Source organism: Rhodococcus sp. H-CA8f (assembly GCF_002501585.1).
Lineage (GTDB): Bacteria > Actinomycetota > Actinomycetes > Mycobacteriales > Mycobacteriaceae > Rhodococcus_F > Rhodococcus_F erythropolis.
On sequence record NZ_CP023720.1, the window covers coordinates 3,817,734 to 3,836,358 of the forward strand.

17 protein-coding genes and 1 pseudogene are annotated in these 18,625 nt (G+C 62.5%); 7 read left to right on the forward strand and 11 right to left on the reverse strand.

Going from position 1 to position 18,625, the window contains the following annotated elements:
* Positions 1-4: 4 nt before the first annotated feature.
* Together CPI83_RS17750 and CPI83_RS17755 are read right to left on the reverse strand one after the other, a co-directional pair.
* The gene (locus CPI83_RS17750) at positions 5-823 is read right to left on the reverse strand and encodes an NUDIX domain-containing protein (RefSeq protein ID WP_097387513.1); all 819 of its coding nucleotides are present in this window, start codon (positions 821-823) and stop codon (positions 5-7) included.
* 56 nt (positions 824-879) lie between these two features.
* A complete protein-coding gene (locus CPI83_RS17755; protein WP_003944728.1) occupies positions 880-1,701 on the reverse strand; it encodes an ABC transporter ATP-binding protein in 822 nt (273 codons plus the stop codon).
* A gap of 51 nt (positions 1,702-1,752) precedes the next feature.
* Between CPI83_RS17755 and glgX the strand changes: the two are divergent.
* Positions 1,753-3,795 (forward strand): annotated as a pseudogene (glgX, locus tag CPI83_RS17760) (glycogen debranching protein GlgX); the annotation flags it as partial.
* Here the strand turns inward: glgX and CPI83_RS31235 are convergent.
* The 4 genes from CPI83_RS31235 to ctaD all read right to left on the reverse strand — a co-directional run bounded on the left by CPI83_RS31235 (position 3,708) and on the right by ctaD (position 8,467).
* Positions 3,708-4,502 (reverse strand): membrane protein, encoded by a 795-nt coding sequence (locus CPI83_RS31235; RefSeq protein ID WP_309599321.1) that lies wholly within the window; start codon positions 4,500-4,502, stop codon positions 3,708-3,710. The pseudogene glgX and the gene CPI83_RS31235 overlap by 88 nt on opposite strands.
* 37 nt (positions 4,503-4,539) lie before the next feature.
* The gene (locus tag CPI83_RS17770) at positions 4,540-5,343 is read right to left on the reverse strand and encodes a peptidyl-tRNA hydrolase (RefSeq protein ID WP_097387515.1); all 804 of its coding nucleotides are present in this window, start codon (positions 5,341-5,343) and stop codon (positions 4,540-4,542) included.
* Entirely contained in the window at positions 5,340-6,560 is a 1,221-nt protein-coding gene (gene serB, locus CPI83_RS17775; protein WP_020969288.1) for a phosphoserine phosphatase SerB, read from the reverse strand. The genes CPI83_RS17770 and serB overlap by 4 nt, the downstream gene beginning before the upstream one ends.
* A 116-nt stretch (positions 6,561-6,676) precedes the next feature.
* Complete coding sequence (gene ctaD / locus CPI83_RS17780; protein WP_020907234.1) at positions 6,677-8,467, reverse strand: cytochrome c oxidase subunit I; 1,791 nt, start codon at positions 8,465-8,467, stop codon at positions 6,677-6,679.
* Between the two features lie 349 nt (positions 8,468-8,816).
* Between ctaD and CPI83_RS17785 the strand changes: the two genes are divergently transcribed.
* The 3 genes from CPI83_RS17785 to CPI83_RS17795 all read left to right on the forward strand — a co-directional run bounded on the left by CPI83_RS17785 (position 8,817) and on the right by CPI83_RS17795 (position 11,496).
* A complete protein-coding gene (locus tag CPI83_RS17785; RefSeq protein WP_097387516.1) occupies positions 8,817-9,812 on the forward strand; it encodes an iron-siderophore ABC transporter substrate-binding protein in 996 nt (331 codons plus the stop codon).
* A 49-nt stretch (positions 9,813-9,861) separates the two neighbouring features.
* Complete coding sequence (locus tag CPI83_RS17790; RefSeq protein WP_020969287.1) at positions 9,862-10,956, forward strand: iron-siderophore ABC transporter substrate-binding protein; 1,095 nt, start codon at positions 9,862-9,864, stop codon at positions 10,954-10,956.
* A 66-nt stretch (positions 10,957-11,022) separates the two neighbouring features.
* Positions 11,023-11,496, forward strand: coding sequence for an NUDIX domain-containing protein (locus CPI83_RS17795; protein WP_019747889.1), 474 nt, complete (start codon positions 11,023-11,025; stop codon positions 11,494-11,496).
* Between the two features lie 95 nt (positions 11,497-11,591).
* Here CPI83_RS17795 and nrdF read toward each other — a convergent pair whose 3' ends face one another.
* Positions 11,592-12,557 (reverse strand): class 1b ribonucleoside-diphosphate reductase subunit beta, encoded by a 966-nt coding sequence (nrdF, locus tag CPI83_RS17800; RefSeq protein ID WP_003944744.1) that lies wholly within the window; start codon positions 12,555-12,557, stop codon positions 11,592-11,594.
* A 170-nt stretch (positions 12,558-12,727) separates the two neighbouring features.
* Here nrdF and CPI83_RS17805 point away from each other — a divergent pair, with 170 nt between their 5' ends.
* On the forward strand, positions 12,728-13,645 hold the full coding sequence (locus tag CPI83_RS17805; RefSeq protein ID WP_003944699.1) for an SPFH domain-containing protein: 918 nt from the start codon (positions 12,728-12,730) through the stop codon (positions 13,643-13,645).
* Positions 13,646-13,657: 12 nt separating this feature from the next.
* On the forward strand, positions 13,658-13,870 hold the full coding sequence (locus CPI83_RS17810) for a hypothetical protein (RefSeq protein ID WP_003944723.1): 213 nt from the start codon (positions 13,658-13,660) through the stop codon (positions 13,868-13,870).
* A gap of 60 nt (positions 13,871-13,930) precedes the next feature.
* Here CPI83_RS17810 and nrdE read toward each other — a convergent pair whose 3' ends face one another.
* From nrdE to nrdH, 3 genes are all read right to left on the reverse strand, one after another.
* Complete coding sequence (gene nrdE, locus CPI83_RS17815; protein WP_228118113.1) at positions 13,931-16,012, reverse strand: class 1b ribonucleoside-diphosphate reductase subunit alpha; 2,082 nt, start codon at positions 16,010-16,012, stop codon at positions 13,931-13,933.
* Between the two features lie 59 nt (positions 16,013-16,071).
* Positions 16,072-16,551 carry a class Ib ribonucleoside-diphosphate reductase assembly flavoprotein NrdI gene (gene nrdI / locus CPI83_RS17820; protein ID WP_003944767.1) on the reverse strand — a complete coding sequence of 160 codons (480 nt, stop codon included), beginning with the start codon at positions 16,549-16,551 and terminating at the stop codon, positions 16,072-16,074.
* A gap of 82 nt (positions 16,552-16,633) precedes the next feature.
* Positions 16,634-16,864, reverse strand: coding sequence for a glutaredoxin-like protein NrdH (nrdH, locus tag CPI83_RS17825; RefSeq protein WP_019747886.1), 231 nt, complete (start codon positions 16,862-16,864; stop codon positions 16,634-16,636).
* A gap of 291 nt (positions 16,865-17,155) precedes the next feature.
* On the opposite strand from nrdH, the gene CPI83_RS17830 reads away from it, so the two are divergent.
* Complete coding sequence (locus CPI83_RS17830; protein ID WP_092763656.1) at positions 17,156-17,983, forward strand: siderophore-interacting protein; 828 nt, start codon at positions 17,156-17,158, stop codon at positions 17,981-17,983.
* A 72-nt stretch (positions 17,984-18,055) separates the two neighbouring features.
* Here the strand turns inward: CPI83_RS17830 and CPI83_RS17835 are convergent, their stop codons facing one another.
* The gene (locus CPI83_RS17835) at positions 18,056-18,622 is read right to left on the reverse strand and encodes an NAD(P)H-dependent oxidoreductase (protein ID WP_019747884.1); all 567 of its coding nucleotides are present in this window, start codon (positions 18,620-18,622) and stop codon (positions 18,056-18,058) included.
* Positions 18,623-18,625 lie beyond the last annotated feature (3 nt).

The window sequence follows — 18,625 nt, forward strand, 5'->3', positions numbered from 1 at the left end:
GAGGTTACTTTGCCGCCTTGACCGACCACGGATGCGGCCCGGCGACGTAGTAACCGTCCTGATTCGGGAACTCGACGCGCAGAGTCTCCTCGTCGGTGATCAACGTAGGCAGGATGACGGGAATCTCCGGCTCGGCTGCGAGTATCTCCGCCACCGAACTGAACTTGGCCAATTCGGTCAGCTGACTCCACGTCGGCGGCAACAGGATGCTGCCACCCTCCCACCAATGCGCCAGCGCGTCCTGCGGGCTCTGCCAACGCACCTCGGCCGCCTCGGAGGTGACCCCGTCCGCGATCTGTCCGGTCGGTGACGCTGCGACGAAGAAGCGCGTGTCGTAGCGGCGGGTCTCGCCCACCGGCGTGATCCAGTTCGCCCACGGCCGCAGCAGATCCGTTCGCAGGACCAGGTTCTCCTTCTTCAGGAAATCGCTGAACGACAGCTCGTGCTTTTCGAGAGCTACTCGGTCCTGGGCGTAGCCGGCCGTGTCCGCGACGACGGTGTCCGCGGTCGGTCCGGCGAGTAGGACGCCGCACTCCTCGAACGTTTCCCGCACCGCAGCCAAGACGAGAGCCTTCGCCCGAGCCACATCCGTGCTGAACCGCTCGGCCCACCACTCGACCGACGGTCCGGCCCACTCGACCTCTGCCGTCGCATCGGACTTGTCGACGCCTCCGCCGGGGAAGACCGTCATGCCCCCGGCAAACGCCATCCCCTGTACTCGTTGAAGCAGGAAGATCTCGATCCCGGATTCGGCATCGCGCACCAAGATGACGGTCGACGCATCCTTGGGCTCGGGGACAGCGTTTGCATTCTCGTTAGCCATGCTTCGCGAACCTACGCGATCTGTGATCTGGGCCGCATTTCAGGTCCCACTGAAGCTCACGCGCGATGAGCTCCTGACGGCCTCGCACGTCGTGCGAAATATCTGCCGTCCGCCTTGTCAAGGCTGATGGACTGGCTGAATGCCGCGCTCAGATTTTCGGCGGTGATGACGTCGTCCAGAAGGCCCTGAGAGACGACCTCCCCTTCCTTGAGAAGGAGTGCGTGAGTGAATCCCGGCGGGATCTCCTCGACGTGATGGGTGATCAGAACGGTTGCCGGGGCGTCCGGATCGGCAGCCAGTTCGGCGAGTCTGGCCACAAGTTCCTCACGTCCACCGAGATCGAGCCCGGCGGCGGGTTCGTCCAGGAGAAGAAGTTCGGGATCGGTCATCAAGGCTCGCGCGATGAGGACGCGCTTGCGCTCGCCTTCGGAAAGCGTCCCGTACGTCCGATCCGCCAGGTGCTCGGCGCCGAGGCTTTCGAGCATCTCCACAGCGCGCGAGGTGTCCATGGATTCGTACTCCTCGCGCCACCGACCGAGAACGGCGTAGCCCGCCGACACGACGAGGTCGCTGACCTTCTCGTCGCCGGGCACGCGGTTCGCCAACGACGACGAGGACAAACCGATTCGCGGGCGCAACTCGTTGACGTCGACCTTGCCGAGAACTTCGCCAAGGAGGTGGGCAGAACCACTGGTCGGGAAAGTCTCACCGGCCGCGATGCGCAGCAGCGAGGTCTTGCCGGCACCGTTGGGTCCGAGCACCACCCATCGCTCGTCCAGCTCCACTTTCCAGGTGACGGGCCCCACCAGAGTGGACCCTCCCCGACGGATGAGTACGTTGTCGAAATCGATGAGCAGATCTGGATCAGGTAGCGGCACCCGAACATCTTCCCGCACATTCTCCGGCCGTTCACGGCAGGATCATCTTGCGTGTCGCCTCTCATCGAAACTCGCACCCCGACGCCCGGGTCTCCGTTCCCACTCGGCGCCAACATCGTGGACTCCGGAACCCAGTTCGCGGTCCACGCACCAGCTGCGTCGAGCGTCCAGATCTGCCTGATCGACCAGGACGGAAACGAAGATCGCGTCGAACTCCGGCAACACACGTACGGAATCTGGCACGGGATCATCGCCGGGATCGGTGCGGGGCAGCGATACGGAATTCGGGCAAGCGGCCCGTGGAATCCGCGCGCCGGACTGAGACTGAACCCACACAAGCTGCTCATCGATCCGTGGGCGTGCCGCATCGAGGGGGAACTCGGTGACCACCGTGCCCTCCTGTCGTACGCCGACGATCCTTTCGGCGACCCGTCTACCCTCGACTCGCTCGGCCACGTGCCGCTGTCCGTGGTGACTCCCGGCCTCGTGCCCGCCGGAGCCCGCCTCGAGACGCCGTGGGAGGAAAGCGTGATCTACGAACTGCATGTGGGCGCGTACACCGCCAGTCATCGAGGAGTACCCGCCGCCCACCGCGGAACGTACCTCGGCCTGACGGCACCGGCCGTGATCGATCACCTCGTCTCACTCGGCGTCACCGCCGTGGAACTGCTTCCCGTACAGGCGTTTCTGACCGAACAGAGCGTCCGCGAGCGAGGGATGCGCAACCACTGGGGATACTCGACGGCGTCGTACTTCGCCCCGCATCCCGGATACGCGGCAACTCCGGGCGGCGAAGTCACCGAGTTCCGGATCATGGTCGACGCACTACACGCGGCAGGCATCGAGGTCATCCTCGACGTCGTCTACAACCACACCTGCGAGCAGAGTGTCGACGGAATCAGCGTCAGCTGGCGAGGTTTGGACGGCCCCGGCTACTACCTTCTCGACGGCGACGGCCGCGACATCGACCTGACCGGGTGCGGCAACACGGTCGACGCCTGCTCCCCCATCGCCGTCCGCATGATCACCGACAGCCTCCGTTACTGGGCCACCGAAATGGGTGTCGACGGCTTCCGATTCGATCTCGCGAGCGCGTTGGGTAGGCCGCGCGGCGGCGGCTTCGACCAGCGGGCGTCCATCTTGTCGGCCATCTCCTCCGATCCGGTACTGACCCGGTGCAAGCTCATCGCCGAACCGTGGGATGCCACTGCCGACGGTTACCAGGTCGGAAACTTCGGACTCCAATGGTCGGAATGGAACGACAAGTACCGCAGCACTATTCGCCAGTTCTGGAACGGCGGCTCCAGCGTCCGGAAGGTCGCGTCGCGCCTCGCCGGTTCCGAGGACATCTTTGCCGGCAGCGGCCGTCGCCCATGGGCGTCGATCAACTTCGTCACAGCGCACGACGGGTTCACCGCCGCCGATCTGGTCGCGTACAACCACAAGCACAACGAAGCCAACGGTGAAGACAATCGTGACGGCGCCGATCACAACGATTCGTTCAACCACGGAATCGAAGGCCCCAGCACCGATCCCGAGATTCAGGACGCCAGGGCACGTCATGTACGGGCGCTACTGGCCACGCTCGTGCTGTCGACAGGCACACCGATGCTCACCGCCGGAGACGAGTTCGGCCACAGTCTCGGCGGAAACAACAACGCGTATTGTGTTCCCACACTTGCCTCCCTGGCCGATTCGTGGGCCCTGGACTGGACGGCGGCCGATCAGTCGTTGGTGCAGTTCGTCTCCCGAGCGTTCGGATTACGCCGAGCGGCACCGGCGTTGCGTCAGCCCGAATTCTTCGAAGGCAGAAGAAGACTGGAGCACCCGGACCTCGTCTGGTTCGACGCTGCCGGCGTCGAGTTCGACGACACCGCATGGTACGACGAGAGTCACCGAACGCTGCAGGCCTGGATCGACGGAGCCGACGTTCGGTCTCACACTCGGACCGGGCGCCCACTCGGTGACGACAGTTGGCTCCTGATCCTGCATTCCGGTGGACCGGTTCAGGTCACCGTCGGCACTCCGGAATGGTTCGACGGCACATTGACTGCATCGTTCGATTCGGCGTCACCGACCGGCGAACCCGCCTCCACGGCCGAAGTTCCCGTCGGCACGGAGATCTCATTGACCGGACCCACGGTCTTGGCCTTACGTTCCGTGACACGTCCGCCGGTAACCGCTGCTGTCATGGAATCCGGCAGCACCTTGATCAGTAATTGAATGGTCGGCCCGATCCCGAAGGCGTACAACACTGTTCCGACGCCAACCGTTCCACCGAGGAGCCATCCGGTAGCGAGGACCGCGATTTCGATGCTGGTACGCACGAGCCTGACCGACAAGCCGGTGCGCGCCACCAGTCCTGTCATCAACCCGTCGCGGGGACCCGGCCCCATGCCTGCCCCGATGTAGAGAACGCTGGCCAGTCCGTTGAGGAGGATTCCCGCGACCATGATCGCGGCGCGAACTGGCATGGAATCAAAGACCGGCAAGAAGGCCAGTGAAGTATCCACCGAGATTGCAATGATCACGACATTGGCGACCGTGCCGAACCCTGGCCGCTGACGGATCGGAATCCAGAGCAGCAGTACCACCGCACCGGTAATCGCAGTGATCACGCCGAAACTGAGCGAAACATGCTCGGCCACGCCCTGATGGAACACATCCCAGGGGTCCAGTCCGAGGCCGGCTGTGATCATCATGGCCATCGAGAAGCCGTACAACCACAGACCAACGAACAGCGAGGCGAATCTCCGTATCAACACTCGACTATCTTGAAGGCCACTGGACTGTTCATCCATAGCCAAGTTGTCGATACTGGACTGGTCGGTTAGGTCTCTAAGGAACCGCAATGACTGTCATGGAGCCTGGTGCCACTTCCGTGAAGCCCGCATCACGAACCGCGACAGCCTCCGACCGCTTCAATCGGTCTACTGCCTCGGCCCACTGTTTCGGACTTGCGTCGCGTACCGAGCAGCGAAAGTCGTTCTGCGCCCATACCCAGCACTGTTTCTCGGACATGGCCGCTGCCAACAACATCGAGGCATGCCCTACCTGTGCCGACGCCTTGCCTACCGTCATCTCGAGCTCCGAGTCGATCCACAGCACCGGAAGACCGGGCTCGGGCTGGCCAGGCTCGTCGTGCTCCAGGTCGGTGCCACCGATCTGCAACTTCTTGATTCGCGGGTCCAGTTCTCCGACCGGCCCGGGAACCAGAGCCCGCGCCTGGGCGCCATCCACGTCGACGGTGATTCCCGGTACCTCTTGCGCGGCGAGCCACTGGGCTCCACGCGCTCGGCGAGACACTTTCCGGATCCGGGCACCCACCCACGCCGAATAGTCCTCGTGCCACGGGCCGGGCTCCCCGTCTTCGGTGAACCCGACGCGTTCGTCCAGGCACAGCGCCACTGCCGCCGTTGCGGCAGCCTCGAGCAGTGCAGTGCGCTTCGGCGGGTCTGCCTTCGGGATGTGGAGAATGATCGGCATCGCCAACACCAGTGCCGGATCCGCGGGATCGTCTCGCCCACCGTACCCAGCGGCCAACACCGCGTGGCGCTCGCTCCAGCGAGAATCGGGGCCGGACTTCACTGCTGGATCGGAACTGACTGCTGGATCGGAACTGACTGCTGGATCGGAACTCATGGAATCGGTACGCGTCGTACGCCACCGTCGACGGCGTCCGCAGCCTCGACCTCGTCGCGGGTCACACCGAGAATGAACAGCACAGCATCGAGGAAGGGATGCGACAAAGCCGCGTCCGCGACCTCCCGCAACGCGGGCTTGGCGTTGAACGCCACACCCAGTCCCGCGGCGTTGAGCATGTCGATGTCGTTGGCACCGTCACCGACGGCGACGGTCTGTTCCATCGGCACACCGACCTGATCGGCGAACTTGCGCAACGCGACGGCCTTCGCAGCGCGGTCGACGATTTCACCGATCACACGTCCGGTCAGCTTGCCGTCGACGATCTCGAGGGTGTTGGCGTGCACGAAGTCCAGTTCGAGTTCGTGTGCGAGGCCTTCGATGACCTGGCGGAAACCGCCGGACACCACGCCGCAGTGGAATCCGAGGCGGCGCAGGGTGCGAATCGTGGTGCGCGCACCCGGCGTCAGTTCGATGCTCTCTGCCACCTCGTCGATGACGGAGGCGTCGAGACCGGCGAGTGTCGCCACACGCTGGTGCAGTGATTCGGTGAAGTCGATCTCGCCGCGCATCGCAGCTTCGGTGACGGCGCGGACCTCGTCCTCGACGCCGGCCTTCGCGGCGAGCATCTCGATGACCTCGCCCTGTACGAGCGTCGAGTCCACGTCGAACACGATCAGACGCTTGGCCCGGCGAGCCAGTCCTGCGCGCTCGACTGCGATGTCGACGTTTTCGAGAGCGGCGACCTCGGCGAGTCCGGTACGCAGCTTCGCGTCGCCGTCGACAGTATCGGCTGCGCTGACGCTGAGTTCGAGGCCGGTGACCGGATAGTCGGCGACACCACGGATGGAGTCGATGTTGGCGCCCTGCTTCGCGAGTTCGCGTGCCACCGAGCGCATTGCGCGGGCATTGACGGGGCTGCCGAGAACAACGACCGCGTGAGTGGACACTGCAGGTCGACCTGGATCGGCACCGATTTCGATGTCGACGTTCATTCCGACCGTCGCCATCGCCTGTTCGAGCTCTTCCTGAAGGGCTTCGGGATCGTTCGGGCAGGCCACCATGACGCCGAGTGTCAGTCGACCTCGAATCACCACCTGCTCCACGTCGAGCAGACGCACATCGTGCCGCGACAGCGCCGCGAACAGTACCGAGGTGACGCCAGGGCGGTCCGGCCCGGTCACAGTCACCAGAACAGTGGTGTCAGAGGCACCCACCGAAAACTCCGATCGTTTCTTCGTTCGCGTCTTGATCGTCACTATTGTGCCAAGCGAAAGGCCCCACCCGTTACTCGGGCGGGGCCTTCGCTGATTACTTCAGTGTGTTACTTCGCTCAGGAGCGGCTGTCGGTGCCGGGGTCGCCTTCGTCCCCGACTGTGAGCGGCTCGTGACGAGCATCTTCGAGCACGGTGCTGGCGTTCTTCCCACCGTGACCGGGGCCGACGTGCGCTTCTGCGCGCATTCGCTCCACCATGTGCGGGTAGTGCAGCTCGAAGGCCGGACGCTCGCTGCGGATGCGCGGCAACTCGGTGAAGTTGTGACGCGGCGGCGGGCAGGTTGTCGCCCACTCCAGCGAGTTTCCGTAGCCCCACGGATCGTCGACGGTGACCACTTCGCCGTAGCGGTAACTCTTGAAGACGTTCCAGATGAACGGGAGCGTCGAGGCACCGAGTACGAAGGCGAAGATCGTGGACACCGAGTTCAGCACCGTGAACCCGTCCGAGGGCAGGTAGTCGGCGTAACGACGCGGCATACCTTCGGCACCGAGCCAGTGCTGGACGAGGAACGTGCCGTGGAAGCCGACGAACGTGGTCCAGAAGTGCCACTTGCCGAGGCGCTCGTCCATCATGCGGCCGGTCATCTTCGGGAACCAGAAGTAGATACCGGCGTACGTGGCGAACACGACCGTACCGAAGACCACGTAGTGGAAGTGGGCGACGACGAAGTAGCTGTCCGTGACGTGGAAGTCGAGCGGCGGGCTCGCGAGGATGACGCCCGACAGACCACCGAAGAGGAAGGTGATCAGGAAGCCGATCGAGAACAGCATCGGTGATTCGAAGGTCAATTGCCCCTTCCACATCGTTCCGATCCAGTTGAAGATCTTCACACCTGTCGGCACAGCGATCAGGAATGTCATGAACGAGAAGTACGGCAGGAGAACAGCGCCGGTCGCATACATGTGGTGAGCCCACACAGCGATCGACAGAGCGGCGATGGCCAACGTTGCGTACACCAGGCCGCTGTAGCCGAAGATCGGCTTACGGCTGAAGACCGGGAAGATCTCCGAGACGATGCCGAAGAACGGCAGCGCGATGATGTACACCTCGGGGTGACCGAAGAACCAGAACAGGTGCTGCCACAGGAGCACACCGCCCGTTGCCGGGTCGAAGATGTGCCCGCCGAGATGGCGGTCGACGAACAGGCCCATGAATGCAGCGGTCAGCAGCGGGAACGCCAGCAGGATCAGGATGCTGGTGATGAAGATGTTCCAGGTGAAGATCGGCATGCGGAACATGGTCATACCGGGTGCGCGCAGGCAAATCACGGTGGTGACCATGTTGACGCCACCGAGGATGGTGCCGAGGCCGGCGACAGCCAGACCCAAGACCCACAGGTCGGCGCCGACGCCGGGGCTGTGCAGCGCGCTGGTCAGCGGCGTGTATGCCGTCCAACCGAAGTCTGCTGCGCCACCGGGCGTGACGAATCCGGCCGTCGTGATGATCGCGCCGAACAGGTACAGCCAGTAGCTGAACGCGTTCAGACGCGGGAACGCGACGTCGGGTGCACCGATCTGGAGCGGAAGAATGTAGTTCGCGAAGCCGAAGACGATCGGGGTCGCGTACAGCAGCAGCATGATCGTGCCGTGCATGGTGAACAGCTGGTTGAACTGTTCGTTGGAAAGGAACTGCATGCCGGGTACAGCAAGTTCGGCACGCATCATCAGTGCCATGAGGCCACCGATGAGGAAGAAGGCGATGGAAGTCGCCAAGTACATGATTCCGAGCACCTTGGGATCGGTGGTCGTGATCATCTTGAAAATGAATGAGCCCTTGGGTCCCTGCCGCGGCGGGTAAGGCCTGGCCGGCGCTATCGTGGGGACTGGCTGGGGCGCTACGGCAGTCACTGATCCTCCTGAATGTGCCTTTGGTCGCTCCGCAGACTCCGTCAAAGAGCCCTTGGTTGCGCCCGCAGGGTCCGTCGCCCGGGCTGCGGACAACGGCTTCTGGCTTGCGCTCATCGAATCGTAGACCGTGACTCCGAGGCACCGCGACCCGGTCCTACTCTGCGTCGTACTCGAGCATCCGTTTTTCACGGCACCGAACGAACGACCTGCGGTTTATGTTCCCCCGGGAGTCCGAACCCACTTCCGAATCGGCGTGTCGTGCGCGTCGAAGAATTCGGTCGGTGTCCGTTTTCGGCCAACTCCTCCACTGATAAGGTCACCCTCGCCTAACTCACCTCAGGAGTATTCAGTGAAATTCTTTCCCCGCCGCGCCGCGCTGGTAGCCGTCGCAGCCTCGATCGCCTTGGTCGTTCCAGCCTGCTCGAGTAACGACGAGCCCGCTGCAACCACCACCTCGACCGAGTCGGGCGCATTCCCCCGCACCGTCGAGCACTTCCGCGGAAGCACCGAAATCCCGGCCGCACCCCAGCGGATCGTCGCGCTCGACAACAGCTTCACCGACGCCGTCCTTCTCCTCGAATCCCCGCTCGTCGGCTACGTCGACTACCGCGAGCCCGGTCTGCCCGACTACCTCGGATCCTCGCGGGAGGAATTCGCCGCGGACGCCGTCTCGGTCGGCACGGTCAGCAGTGCAAGCCTCGAGAAGATCGCCGCACTGCAGCCAGACCTCATCATCTCCGCCGAGGTCCGCGACGGGAAGAACTACGAACAACTGTCCGCAATCGCACCCACCGTCTTCACTCAGACGACCGGCCCGACGTGGAAGGACAACATCCGCCTGGTCGGTCAAGCGCTGGGCAAGGAGTCACTGGCCGAGGCGAAGATCACCGAGTACGAAACCCGCGCAGCCATCGTCGGCAAGGAAATCAACGAGAAGGCGAACAACCCGGTCATCTCGGTAGTCCGATTCGCCGGTGAACCGACGGCACGCCTCTACCGCACCACCTCGTTCAGCGGCATCGTCCTCCAGGACGCCGGATTGAAGCGCCCGGACAACCAGGGACCTGACCCCGCCGATGCCGGAAACATCATGATGAAGATCAGCCCCGAGCTGATCAACGAAGCCGACGCGGACGTCATCTTCATCAGCACCTGGCAGGACGCCGAGGGCAAGAGCGCCGAAGCCGCGAAGCCGTTCCTCGAGAGCCCGCTGTGGCAGACCCTTCGAGGACGCAAGGTCGACGTGGACGATTCACGTTGGATGTCGCCGGTCAGCATCCAGGGCGCCCACATGATCCTCGACGACCTCTCGGACACGTTCGAGGTGGACAAGCAGAACAGCTGAGTCGAACAGCTAACCTGAACGGCGCCCGCTCACACAGGAAGCCGTCGACTTGTCTGTTCTCTCACGCACGTCTGTTCTCTCACGCACGACCGCCCGCACGTCCATTCGTCGTGTCTCGATCCTGGGGATCGCCGCCACGATGCTCGTCCTCGGTGGTTGCTCGTCCGACTCGTCGGATGATCCCGCGAGCACCATCGTCCGGACCACTACGTCGATCGCCGGTGCCGGCGTGATGGGCATCGAACGCGACACCGCCACCGCGTGCCCGACGCCGACGCAAGCCGACCCGGGAGCGGGCCCCGGGGTGAAGCGTCGAGTCGTACACACTGCGGGTGAAACCGAGGTTCCTTCCGATCCCCAACGGATCGTGGTCCTCGACAGTGTCTCGATGGACGCCGTGTGCGCCCTCGGTCTGTGGGAGCGGGTAGTGGGCGCCGCAACCGGTGTCGACTCGCCTCAACCGTCGTACCTCGGTTTCGGCATCTCGGAGATTCCGAGCGTCGGCCCCGTGAGCGCACCCGACGTCAACGCCGTGAAGGCCGCCGCGCCGGACTTGATTCTCGGGTCCAGTCCGGCGTCCGACGGTTTGTACGGGCAACTCGACGCCATTGCCCCCACCGTGTTCGCCGGCTCGGATCCCGTGTACTGGAAAGCGCAGTTCGCCCTCGCCGGCCAGGCACTTGGCCGTTCGTCCGCGGCTGCGACGGAGCTGGACCGCTACCAGCAGGACGTCGTGCAGCTCGGCGACGCATTGAATGCATCACAGACGCAGGCATCAGTGGTTCGGTTCGGTTCGAAGGACCTGCAGATCGAGGGTCCCGCATCCTTCGCCGGACAAATTCTCAGCGACGTCGGCGTCCGGCGCCCACCGGCGCAGCGATTGACCGATGCGACCACAGCACCGATTCCGGCCGACGATCTCAGCGCCGCCGAAGGTGACTTGATCTACGTACTCTTCGACGGGCCGAACGGTCGTACCTACGGCACCGAGATCATGAAGAGCGACCAGTGGCAGGACCTCGCCGCCGCCACCGACCGGCGTGTGTTCGTCGCTGAAGACGAAATCTGGAACGGAAACGGGATGACTGCCGCCCGTGCCGTATTGGCGGACTTGAAGGGAACCTTGAACGGATATGCGAGCTGACCGGAACGAACCACTACTCCCACATTCGAGGCGGCTCGCCACAACTGTGACGGTCGGGTTCTGATCATGCCGATCCCGGAATTCATTGTCGCTTTGCGCGAGAAGGTCGGTCATGCGCCGCTCTGGCTGTCCGGCGTGAGCGTCGTGATCCGCGACGACGACGGCCGGGTCCTGCTCACCCGCCGCGCTGACAACGGTCAGTGGGCCGTCGTGTCCGGCGTTCTCGAGCCCGGAGAGGAACCGTCGGCGGCGGCGGTGCGGGAGGCGAAGGAAGAAACCGGCGTCGACGCCGAATTGATTCGGATCACGAGTGTCGATGTCACAGAACCCATTACGTACCCCAATGGTGACGTGACCCAGTACCTCGACGTCTGCTTCCTGGCCAGGTGGACCGGCGGAGATGCACACGTGGCGGACGACGAAAACCTCGAGGTCGCGTGGTTCGCGCCGAGCGAATTGCCTTCGGACATGACGGAAACCTCGCGTCTGCGCCTCGCAAAAGCATTGCTGGACAAGCCGGAAGCGTGGTTTCTGCGCTGACCCACTCCCCCATCGACGACCGAAGCCCGATTCCCGCGTGTGCAGGAGTCGGGCTTCGGTATATAGGTCGCTCTAGAAATCCCGAGCGGGTCGCTCTAGAAATCCCAGTCGTCGTCTTCGGTGTTGACGGCTTTGCCGATGACGTAGGAGCTTCCCGAGCCGGAGAAGAAGTCGTGATTCTCGTCCGCATTCGGTGAAAGTGCCGACAGGATAGCCGGATTGACGTCCGTCTCGTCCTTCGGGAAGAGGCCTTCGTAGCCGAGATTGTTGAGCGCCTTGTTGGCGTTGTAGCGCAGGAACTTCTTGACATCCTCGGTCAGGCCGACGCCGTCGTAGAGGTCCTGCGTGTAGTCGACCTCGTTCTCGTAGAGCTCGAAGAGCAGCTCGAACGTGTAGTTCTTGAGCTCTTCACGCTCGGCCTCGGTGAGCTGTTCGAGGCCCTTCTGGTACTTGTAGCCGATGTAGTACCCGTGCACGGCCTCGTCGCGGATGATGAGGCGGATGAGGTCTGCGGTGTTGGTGAGCTTGGCTCGCGAGGACCAGTACATCGGCAGGTAGAAGCCGGAGTAGAAGAGGAAGCTCTCGAGGAGCGTCGAGGCGACCTTGCGCTTGAGCGGCGACTCGCCGTTGTAGTAGTCGAGAACGATCTGCGCCTTGCGCTGCAGGTTGGGGTTCTCCTCCGACCAGCGGAACGCGTCGTCGATGTCCGGGGTGGAGCACAGCGTCGAGAAGATCGAGCTGTAACTCTTCGCGTGCACCGATTCCATGAAGGCGATGTTGGTGTACACCGCTTCTTCGTGGGGAGTGATCGCGTCCGGGATGAGGCTGACGGCGCCGACCGTTCCCTGGATGGTGTCGAGCAGCGTCAGGCCCGTGAAGACGCGCATGGTGAGCTGCTGCTCCTGCGCGGTCAGCGTTCCCCAGGACGGGATGTCGTTGGAGACCGGCACCTTTTCGGGCAGCCAGAAATTGCTGACGAGGCGATCCCATACCTCGGCGTCCTTCTCGTCCTGGACGCGATTCCAGTTGATGGCGGAAACGCGACTGACCAGCTTGACCATAATTCCTACCTAGCGAGAGAGATACTGCCGAATGTTGGCTTGCCTGAACACTACCCGTTGTGTCGGGTCCGCGATGCCAACACAACAACATGTGTCGCACGCGCCCCTCCGCGAGCACAAAAAATGTGATATCAATTAAATATCACTTACCGATGGAAAGCGAGTCTCGCATGACCAGCACACCCACCGTGGCCGAGAAACCGACCGGAGTCGCCACCACAACGATCGCCGAACGCCCAGGCTGGGACCTGTCCGGCAGCTGGATGCTCCTCGGCGGCGTCCTTCTCTTCCTGGCCGGAATCGCGCTGTCCGTCGTTGGCGGAGTTCTGGGACTCTTCGCCCTGATTCCGGTCGGTGTGGTGCTGTTCATCGCGTCACTCCCCCTGCTGATGGGCCTGACCTTGGTGCAACCGAATCAAGCCCGAGTCCTTCAACTCCTGGGAAGCTCGTACAGCGGCACCCTGCGCACGCCGGGCCTGCGATGGACAAATCCGCTGACTGTCCGTCGATCGATCTCGACGCGCATCCGAAACCACGAGACCGGTCAGGCGAAAGTGAACGACGCCGACGGAAATCCCATCGAGATCTCGGCGGTGGTCGTCTGGCAAGTTGCCGACACAGCGCTCGCTTCATTCCAGGTGGACGACTACGAGGAGTTCGTCTCGGTGCAGACCGAGGCGGCCGTCCGCCATATCGCCGGCAGCTACCCGTACGACGCCGAAGGCCGAGTCTCGTTGCGCGAGAACGCCGATATCATCACCACCACCTTGTCGGAGGAGGTTCACGCCCGCGTGCGTGCGGCGGGTGTCGAAGTTATCGAGACACGCATCAACAGGCTCTCGTATGCACCCGAGATCGCCAGCGCAATGCTTCGGCGCCAGCAAGCGGGTGCAGTGATCGCCGCCCGCAAGCAAATCGTCGAAGGTGCGGTGTCCATGGTCGACATGGCACTCAAGCAACTCGAGGAAAAGCACGTCGTCGAACTCGACGAGGAACGCAAGGCCACGATGATCAGTAACCTTCTGGTCGTGCTGTGCGGCGACCGCGACGCACAACCGGTGCTGAACACCGGTTCGCTCTACCAGTAAAGGAAAGGCCACATGGCCACGGATCCAGCTCCGAGATCGGAGCGTAAGAAGATCCTGCTTCGGTTGGACCCAGCGGTGCACGACGCGCTTGCCCGCTGGGCCGCCGACGATCTCCGAAGTACCAACGCCCAGATCGAGTTTCTTCTTCGGCGCGCACTCACCGAGCACGGTCGAATGCCGAAGAATGCCGGCAAGATGCACGGTCCAGGCCGTCCGCCGGCCTGATACCCCTGTGCGCCTTTTCGGTAGTAACCACTACCGAAAAGGCGCACGGGGCAGAGCCCTTTACAGCATGCAGGAAACGCAGCCCTCGACCTCGGTGCCTTCGAGTGCCATCTGACGCAGACGGATGTAGTACAGCGTCTTGATGCCCTTACGCCACGCGTAGATCTGCGCCTTGTTGATGTCGCGGGTGGTGGCGGTGTCCTTGAAGAACAGCGTCAGCGACAGGCCCTGGTCGACGTGTTGCGTTGCGGCAGCATAGGTGTCGACGATCTTCTCGTACCCGATTTCGTAGGCATCCTGGTAGTACTCCAGGTTGTCGTTGGTCAGGTAGGGCGCCGGGTAGTAGACGCGACCGATCTTGCCTTCCTTGCGGATCTCGATCTTCGACGCCACCGGGTGGATAGAGCTGGTGGAGTAGTTGATGTACGAGATCGAGCCGGTCGGCGGGACGGCCTGAAGGTTCTGGTTGTAGATACCGTGCTTCTGAACCGAAGCCTTCAGCTCACGCCAGTCGTCCTGGGTGGGGATGTGCAGCTTCGCATCGGCGAAGAGTCCGCGAACCTTGTCGGTTGCAGGCTCCCAGACCTGGTCGGTGTACTTGTCGAAGAATTCACCCGAGGCGTACTTCGACTCCGGGAAACCCTTGAAGTACGAGCCGCGCTCGATGGCGATCTTGTTCGACGCACGCAGTGCGTGGAACAGCACGGTGTAGAAGTAGATGTTCGTGAAGTCGATGCCTTCTTCGCTGCCGTAGAAGATCCGCTCACGAGCGAGGTATCCGTGCAGGTTCATCTGACCGAGGCCGATGGCGTGAGAGTCGTTGTTGCCCTGCTCGATCGACGGCACCGAGTAGATGTGCGTCTGGTCGGACACTGCCGTCAATCCGCGGATCGACACTTCGATGGTCTTGGCGAAGTCGGGCGAGTCCATGGTCTTCGCGATGTTCAGCGAACCCAGGTTGCAGGAGATGTCCTTGCCGACCTTCGAGTAGGACAGGTCGTCGTTGAACAGTGAAGGCGTCGAAACCTGCAGGATCTCCGAGCACAGGTTCGAGTGAGTGATCTTGCCTTCGATCGGGTTTGCCCGGTTCACCGTGTCCTCGAACATGATGTAGGGGTAGCCCGATTCGAACTGCAATTCGGCGACGGTCTGGAAGAACTCGCGAGCCTTGATCTTGGACTTGCGAATTCGCTTGTCGTCGACCATCTCGTAGTACTTCTCGGAGACGTTGATGTCGGAGAACGGAACTCCGTAGATGCGCTCGACGTCGTACGGCGAGAACAGGTACATGTCCTCGTTCTTCTTCGCCAGTTCGAAAGTGATGTCCGGGATCACGACGCCGAGAGAGAGCGTCTTGATGCGGATCTTCTCGTCGGCGTTCTCACGCTTGGTGTCGAGGAAGCGGTAGATGTCGGGGTGGTGCGCATGGAGGTACACGGCGCCGGCGCCCTGACGCGCACCCAACTGGTTGGCGTAGGAGAACGAGTCCTCGAGAAGCTTCATGATCGGGATGACACCCGAACTCTGGTTCTCGATCTTCTTGATCGGGGCGCCGTGCTCACGAACATTGGTGAGCAGCAAGGCAACTCCGCCACCGCGCTTGGACAGCTGCAGTGCCGAGTTGATGGAGCGGCCGATGGACTCCATGTTGTCTTCGATACGAAGCAGGAAGCAGGACACGGGCTCACCGCGCTGCTTCTTGCCCGAGTTCAGGAACGTCGGGGTGGCGGGCTGGAAGCGTCCGGCGATGATCTCGTCGACGAGTTCGACGGCCAGGTCTTCGTTGCCTGCGGCCAGGGTGAGCGCAACCATGCAGACACGATCTTCGAAACGCTCGAGGTAGCGCTTACCGTCGAAGGTCTTGAGCGTGTAGGAGGTGTAGTACTTGAATGCACCCAGGAACGTCGGGAAGCGGAACTTCTTGGCGTACGCGTGATCGATCAGGAACTTCACGAAAGTACGTGAGTACTGATCGAGAACCTCGGGCTCGTAATAGTTTTCCTCGACGAGGTAGTCCAGCTTCTCGTCGAGGTTGTGGAAGAACACGGTGTTCTGGTTGACGTGCTGCAAGAAGTACTGACGGGCTGCAGCGACATCCATCTCGAACTGGATCTCACCGTTGGCGCCGTACAGGTTGAGCATGGCATTGAGTGCGTGGTAGTCGAGACCGTTGGTGGAATCGCCGCCGCGTGCATCACGCTCTACGCTTCCTGCCGCGATCGTGTCAGTGATGGTTGGCGCCACTGCCCGTGCTCCTTCTCTGTTTCGAGATGATTCCAGAACTCCCCCAAGCCTTCTCGTACTCGGTCGACATCCTCGGCAGTGCCCATGAGTTCGAACCGGTACAGAAAAGGAACGTGGCATTTCTGGGAAATGATGTTTCCTGCATAGCAAAAGGACTCACCGAAATTGGTGTTTCCCGCCGCGATCACTGCTCTGATCAACGACCTGTTGTGTGGATTGTTCAAAAAACGAATGACCGGCTTCGGCACATAACTGGTGTCGCGCCCTGTCACGGTGACCCCGCCACCATAGGTGGGCAGAATCAGCACATAGGGCTCGTCTACACGAAATGAGCCGTCACGGTCATGGATAGGTATACGTGTCGCAGGCAGGCCGAGACGTTGAACGAATCGGTGGGTGTTCTCCGACACGCTGGAAAAATAGACCAGCGAAGTCATCGGTTGTCACCATTTTCTTGTACGGTGCCCGGAACTACTCAGATGTGTCGGCGGAGGTGTCCACCGCCGACACTGCGGCGCTTCAAGCAGCGACGGTCAGGGTCTTGATGCGATCGGGACGGAAACCCGACCAGTGATCTTCACCGGCAACCACGATGGGCGCCTGGAGGTACCCGAGAGCCATGACGTAGTCGCGGGCTTCGGCATCCTCGGTGATGTCGATGATGTTGTATTCGAGACCGGCCTTGTCGAGGGCGCGGTAGGTGGCATTGCACTGAACGCAAGCGGGCTTGGTGTAGACGGTGATGCTCATGAGAGTCCCTCTTTCGCTTAGCCAACAAAGGCCGATGTAGTGATGTTCAGCACCGATTCGACCGATTGCCGGAGTCTCGCTCGAGGCGTTCCGCGTTGTGGTCTCTCAGTGCTCAAGACACTACACCTAGTGGCCGACAGAAACACATAACGCGAGATGTTGTGAGTCACATCGTTGAAATTCCCAGGTAGCCCCAGTTCAGCGCACACATCTTCCGGCGCGTCGGCGTGTCGCCCGTCACATTTCGGCCGCAGGCCCGACAGCATCTGAAAACCACTACTCGGACCTACCATGAGCGTCGTGGAAACACCCCCGAAGGACGAGGCTCCGCGCCACCAGGCAACCGTGACGAGAACGCAGCAGGTGACACCTAAGATGCGCAGAATCACCTTCGGCGGTGCGGGCCTGAGCGACTTCGAGACGAGCGGGAGCCCCGACGAACGGGTGCTCGTCAGATTCCCCCTCGACCCCCCTCACGCCCGTAGTTACACGGTCCGGCGCTGGCAGCCCTCGAAGAACGAACTGGAGATCGACTTCGTTCTCCACGGCCACGGCGGAGCTGCGCTCTGGGCCGAGAATGCGCAACCGGGCGAGACCGTCCATCTTTCGACTGCGAGCGGGTGGTTCAAGCCGCCAGCAGAGTGCGACTGGCTGCTACTCGTCGCCGATCACGCCGCGCTGCCTGCGATCGGGCGGATCTTGGAAGAAGCACCCGACGATCTACCGATCCACGTCATTGCACAGGTGCCCGCGCCGAGCGAACAGCAGACGTTCACGACGCGCGCCGACGCTCACTACCGATGGATCGACGAAGCAGACTCACTACTCGCCGAATTGGCCGCCATTCCCCTGCCTCCCGGCGAGGGCTACATCTGGTGCGCAGTCGAGGCCGCGACCGCCAGACGCATCCGCGCCCATCTGCGTCGAACATGGGAAATCCCGGCACCCCGCATGCACGTGATGGGTTACTGGCGGGAGGACAAGGAGAACTGGGAGCGTCGGTACGCCGTCGTCGCCGACCGTATCGACGCCGCGATGGGCGAAGCGATGATGGCCGGCAAGGATTTCGAAGCGGTTCGCGACGCCGTCGACGACGCTATGGAACGCGAAGGGCTCTAGCGCACATACGGGCGCGAATCGCATACGAGTGAGGGCCATACCTTCCGGCATGGCCCTCGCTCGTGAAACGGATTACGCGTTGACGAGCTGCTTGCTGGCGTCGACGAGGTCGGAGACGACCTTGGAGACCTGAGCGAGCACCTCTGCGTTCTCACGCGGGTGCAGCTCACCGAACAGTGCGCCGGTTCCACCGATGCTCAGTGCGGTGTCCTCGACGACCTTGCCGCCGGCGATGCGGACTGCCTTGGTGGTGTCTTCGTGTGCCCACTTGGCGCCGTTGCCACTGGGCGAAGCGCTGATGACTGCGACGGCCTTGTCCTTGACGGCACCGACACCGTACGGACGCGAGATCCAGTCGATGGCGTTCTTCAGAACTGCGGGGATGGTGCCGTTGTATTCGGGGGTGACGAGCAGGAACGCGTCAGCGTCGCTCGCAGCGGCGCGCAGTGCGTCGACAGCGGGAATGGAAGCACCCTCGACGTCGATGTCTTCGTTGTAGAAGGGGACGTCGGCGAGGCCTTCGAAGACCGTCAGCGTTGCACCCTCGGGTGCGGCGGACACAGCCGTCTCGGCAAGCTGGCGATTGACGGATCCGGCGCGCAGGCTGCCGACGAGAACGAGAACATTGGTCTGTGACATAAC